Annotated in this window: 5 protein-coding genes; 2 read left to right on the top strand and 3 right to left on the bottom strand. The window is 68.4% G+C overall.

Annotation, left to right across the window (positions count from 1 at the left end):
- Window positions 1-38: 38 nt before the first annotated feature.
- On the bottom strand, window positions 39-275 hold the full coding sequence (locus I8N68_RS32180; RefSeq protein ID WP_234040994.1) for a phosphotransferase: 237 nt from the start codon (window positions 273-275) through the stop codon (window positions 39-41).
- Between the two features lie 384 nt (window positions 276-659).
- Between I8N68_RS32180 and I8N68_RS32175 the strand changes: the two genes are divergently transcribed.
- Window positions 660-821 (top strand): PEP-utilizing enzyme, encoded by a 162-nt coding sequence (locus tag I8N68_RS32175; protein ID WP_443673267.1) that lies wholly within the window; start codon window positions 660-662, stop codon window positions 819-821.
- 16 nt (window positions 822-837) lie between these two features.
- Here the strand turns inward: I8N68_RS32175 and I8N68_RS32170 are convergent, their stop codons facing one another.
- Together I8N68_RS32170 and I8N68_RS32165 are read right to left on the bottom strand one after the other, a co-directional pair.
- Entirely contained in the window at window positions 838-1,965 is a 1,128-nt protein-coding gene (locus I8N68_RS32170) for an EcsC family protein (protein WP_200216876.1), read from the bottom strand.
- A 208-nt stretch (window positions 1,966-2,173) separates the two neighbouring features.
- The gene (locus tag I8N68_RS32165; RefSeq protein ID WP_200216875.1) at window positions 2,174-2,440 is read right to left on the bottom strand and encodes an Imm32 family immunity protein; all 267 of its coding nucleotides are present in this window, start codon (window positions 2,438-2,440) and stop codon (window positions 2,174-2,176) included.
- A 528-nt stretch (window positions 2,441-2,968) separates the two neighbouring features.
- Between I8N68_RS32165 and I8N68_RS32160 the strand changes: the two genes are divergently transcribed.
- Window positions 2,969-3,664 (top strand): hypothetical protein, encoded by a 696-nt coding sequence (locus tag I8N68_RS32160; RefSeq protein WP_200216874.1) that lies wholly within the window; start codon window positions 2,969-2,971, stop codon window positions 3,662-3,664.
- Window positions 3,665-3,990: the final 326 nt, after the last annotated feature.

The raw sequence follows: 3,990 nt of genomic DNA, 5'->3' as shown, positions 1-3,990 counted from the left end.
TCTGGGTGAACTGTTCGGTGGCTCCCGTCTCGGTCGCGTCACCGTCGCCGCAGCCGTGCGGGCCCGCCGTCGATCCATTCACATACGGACCAGTGGAAGCCGAACCCTTCGGCGGGCTCGCCCTTCGCCAAGGGCGTAGGTATCCGCAGCGGCACCCGTGGCGCAAGCATTGGCAACCATCGGTGTTCCTTGTCCACTGCCAGCGCGTACTCAGCAGCGGTGGGCAGCCGTACCGACACGGTCACCGAGATGAAAGCTCTGGTTGTCCCAACCATTGGTCGCGACGGACCGCAAGGGCAGGTCGGCCCATCGCGGGAACTGCCTGGCGATCAGGCGTCTCACGAGACTCACGTCGACTAGACGTCGATCCGGTACCGGGACGGTGTCTGGGTCAGAGATCACGCTACAACATCACAAGGCGGCCCCCCGGCGGCAACCGATTTTGCGCATCGACTCCGGCGAAGCCGACGGCACCCGCCACAACCTGCCCACCGATGCAGACGGGCTGCGGAGGATGGCGACCGTGCCTGCGCCACCTTGATCAGATGCACGAATCTGCCGCGATCCGCGCGCTACCCACAGTCACGGCGAGCTGGGGCGGCCGGTATGCGGATCTGCCGATGAGATGCCACCGGTCTCGGCCATGAGGAACGCCGGGCTTGGTCTCCGAGGTTGGCGGGCTGATGACCCATGGGACTGTCATTGCCCGGGAGTACGGCCTGCCGGCCGTCATCGGCGTCGAGCGGGCCACCCGCCCGATCCGTCACGGCCAGCGCATTCGCTTGCACGGCACCGACGGCTTCGTCGAGCTCCTGCCGTAGGCGGCCCGCTCCGGATTCAGCGCAGGTCGGGTCCGCCCTCCACGGCGAGTTCGCCGAGCACGCTGAACCCGTCGTCGACTACGTCGTTCGGGTCGTCCGTGTCCTCAACAACGAAGGCTTCGATTGGTTCCTCGTCCAGAAGCTGAGGGTACTTCTCCAGCAGGAACCGGCGCCGGTACGCCATTTCGGCGGTGTCGACGATTCCCTCCAGACTGGTCCAGTTGAGGGTGCCGCCGACCAGTATTCCGGCTACCGGCACGACCTTGCCGAGGCCCTTCTTGGTGAGGGTGTGGCCGACCGCCTCCGCGAACCGTCCGGCGATCCGGGCGACGACCGAATCGTTCAGAACCTTCCACGTCTTACCGCGGACGAGTGCCTGGGTGAGGCGCGAGATGTCGGCGAAGGCGGCGTTCTTCGCGCCGACGGACGCGGCCGTCCCGGCGTTGACGACGGACAGCACGAAGAGCTTCTCGGCTGGTTCTTCGGGGTCGTAGCCGTACAGCAGCGAGACATGGCCGACCGCGCGGGATGCGAGTCCGATGACGATGGCGGCGTCGCCGGCGAGAGCGCCGACGATGGCACCTCCCGACGGCGCCGCCGCCGCGCCGCCGGAGACCGCGGTAGCCAGCTCGCCTCCCGAGATCACCAGCCCCGCACCCATCCCCGAGACTGCGGCAGCAGCCGGGTAGTACCAGCTCAAAGCCCGCCCGCGGACCGCGTGGATCTGCTCGAGGTCGAGGCGCCGCAGGTCGGAGAGCTTGGTGACGTCGTGCCCGCGCTTCTGGTGGAGCTCCACCACCCGCTTGGGCGAGAGCCCCGCTCGCGAGATCTTCGCCACCGTTCGCTGCATCGAGCCCAGAGCACTGCCACTCCAGTCCGCCGCGCTGGTGGGGAGGACGTCGGCGGCTTTGCGAGCCCCGGTGCCGATGGCGCTCGCACCCTTGGCGACGATGCCGCGCCCCCGCGACACGACTGATTGGGCTCCCGGGTGGTTTTCCAGGTACGTCGCCGCACGCTGACCGAGTGCCGCGGCGCCGTTGGACACGCCCTCGCCGGCGCTGCGCAACGCGGCCGACAGCGGCCTGCCCTTGAACCGCTGAATGTCACGCCACGCCGCAAGCTCGTACTCCGAGGGTTTTGCCATGTCGCCCAGGTTAGTGACCCGAACCGCCGCTCATGATCGGGTAGGCGGCGGAGTTGGCGTTGGCCCGATCGGCCTTAACCAAGTGGTGCAGGGCTATGAATCGACCCAGCTTTGTTCCACACACCGAGTCGCGGCCCTTGACATGATCACGTGCGCGGATTTTGCCGCCGACCCTGCGTTATTGAATGTGGGCGGCGAGCATGGGCGGTCACCCGCGCACGCGAGCGAGCATCAGCGGACTGGATTCCAGGGACAGCGGCATGACGCCAGGGTCGAGGTGGACGTGCGCTCCGGGCGGAGCGGTCGAATCGGACAGCGCCAGACACCACCGGGCGAGATCCCGCAGCCCGGCCGAGTCGCCGAAGATCTCAACGGCGCCGTCGCGGACTTCAACGACGATGGACCCTCCTTCAGCCGGTGCGATAACACCTCGCTGGGAGTCGTAGCCAGGTACGGATAGCGTCACCTCATTCATCAATACAGTCTCACCGAGACCGGCCAGGAGGTGGCGTCCCCATCTGCCGCTGACAGTGCGTCCGGGACGACCGGATCTGCCGACGAGGGCATGTTGCGAAGTCGCCCCTTGTCGACGAGAAGTCGGGTGGGCCAAGGCGTGATCTTCGGCTGGTGGTGAAGTCGCAGCGGGTTGCACGATGGTGACCCTGAACCAAAGCCGGCGGGCCGACCGTCACCCGGCCGCTCAGTCGTCGGCCGGCGGGATGACGGGTGGGTCCCTGTGGGCGTGGCCGGCCATCGGTCGCAGCGCAACGCGCGGCGGCGTCAACCGCGTCGCCCGCCGGATCACAAACCGCGGCGAGGACAGCTGCATCCTCGATGGCCTGGTTCGCGCCCTGATCCAGGTGCGGGGCCATCGCGTGCGGTGTACGTCGAGCGTCGTACGGACCCTGCCGCTTCCGGTCGGATGTGTTGCGCCGGCCCGGGGCCTAGCGTCGCCGGTATGGAGCTCTCTCGTACGCCGGCCCGGTGGGTCGGAGGCCTCGGCGTGGCCTGGGTCGTCATTTTCCTGGGCAGCGTGGGTGGTCTGCAGGGTGAACCGCCGGCGTCCGACGCGCCGCTGGCAGAACTCCGCGACTTCTTCGCGGTCAACGGCACCCGGTACCTGGTCGGGGACTTCCTCGCCGGTACGGCCTTCATGCTGCTCTTCATTCCGTTCATCGTGTTCCTGCCGCGGGGGCTCGGGATCGTGGAGTCGGCCTGGTCGCGGATGGCGGCCGTGGGTGCTGCGGCGCTGGTGGCCGTCGGCGGCATGGCCACCTCTTTCCTCGACGCCGTCGCGATCGCCAAGGGCGACCCGCGGATCGACGACGGGGCGCTGACCGCGCTCCTGCAGGCCAACAGCGCAGGCATCGCGCTGATCGGCCTGCCCGCCGCGCTGGTTACGCTCTCGATCGCCGGGATGCTGCAGACGCCGGGTGCCTTGTGGACTGCTGGGCGGCCGACCGGCGTGCTCCGGGCCACCGCGATTGTCGGCTGGATCGCCACGGTGCTGCTTGTCGTGGGCGCCGCCTTCCCGATCGACGACAACCCACGCGGCCCACTGTGGACGGTGCGGTTCTCGAGCTTCGTCGGATTGGCGCTGCTCGTGCTCGTCACGTCGATCCTCGTCCTCACCCGCCGGCCCGACGCGCCCGCCATTGCCGCCGGCCGTTCCGGCGCGGCGGTCGGTGCGCGTGACTGACCATGGAAAGATGCCAAGACCGGCGGTACCCCGTGAGGTGTTCCGCCGGTCGTCGTTCCTACCGATGACGCAGCATGGCATCCCCACAACGCGTGAAAACCCGGACATCGCGATGGGTGCGCTCGCGCCAAGTGCGGCACCCGTATCGAGGCGTACCGGTAGGGCCCACACCCGGGGCCGTCCGGCCCGGCTACGCAGCAGCGGTCAGTGGCGTCCCAGGTCATTGACTCCTGGCTTGACTTGGCTTCACGCGGTCTGGATCGGCGAGCGGAACGAGCCGTCGGTCGCCAAAAGTTTGTGCTCGCCATCGATGCCGGAGCGTCCTC

This window comes from Micromonospora coerulea (assembly GCF_016598485.1).
Taxonomy (GTDB): domain Bacteria; phylum Actinomycetota; class Actinomycetes; order Mycobacteriales; family Micromonosporaceae; genus Micromonospora; species Micromonospora coerulea.
This window is presented reverse-complemented; position numbering and strand designations above follow the sequence as displayed.

Bases quoted from the DNA above. Each gene is read 5' to 3' on its own strand.
- I8N68_RS32165 (WP_200216875.1), bottom strand. From the start codon at position 2,440: ATGAATGAGGTGACGCTATCCGTACCTGGCTACGACTCCCAGCGAGGT.
- I8N68_RS32170 (WP_200216876.1), bottom strand. From the start codon at position 1,965: ATGGCAAAACCCTCGGAGTACGAGCTTGCGGCGTGGCGTGACATTCAG.
- I8N68_RS32180 (WP_234040994.1), bottom strand. From the start codon at position 275: ATGGTTGGGACAACCAGAGCTTTCATCTCGGTGACCGTGTCGGTACGG.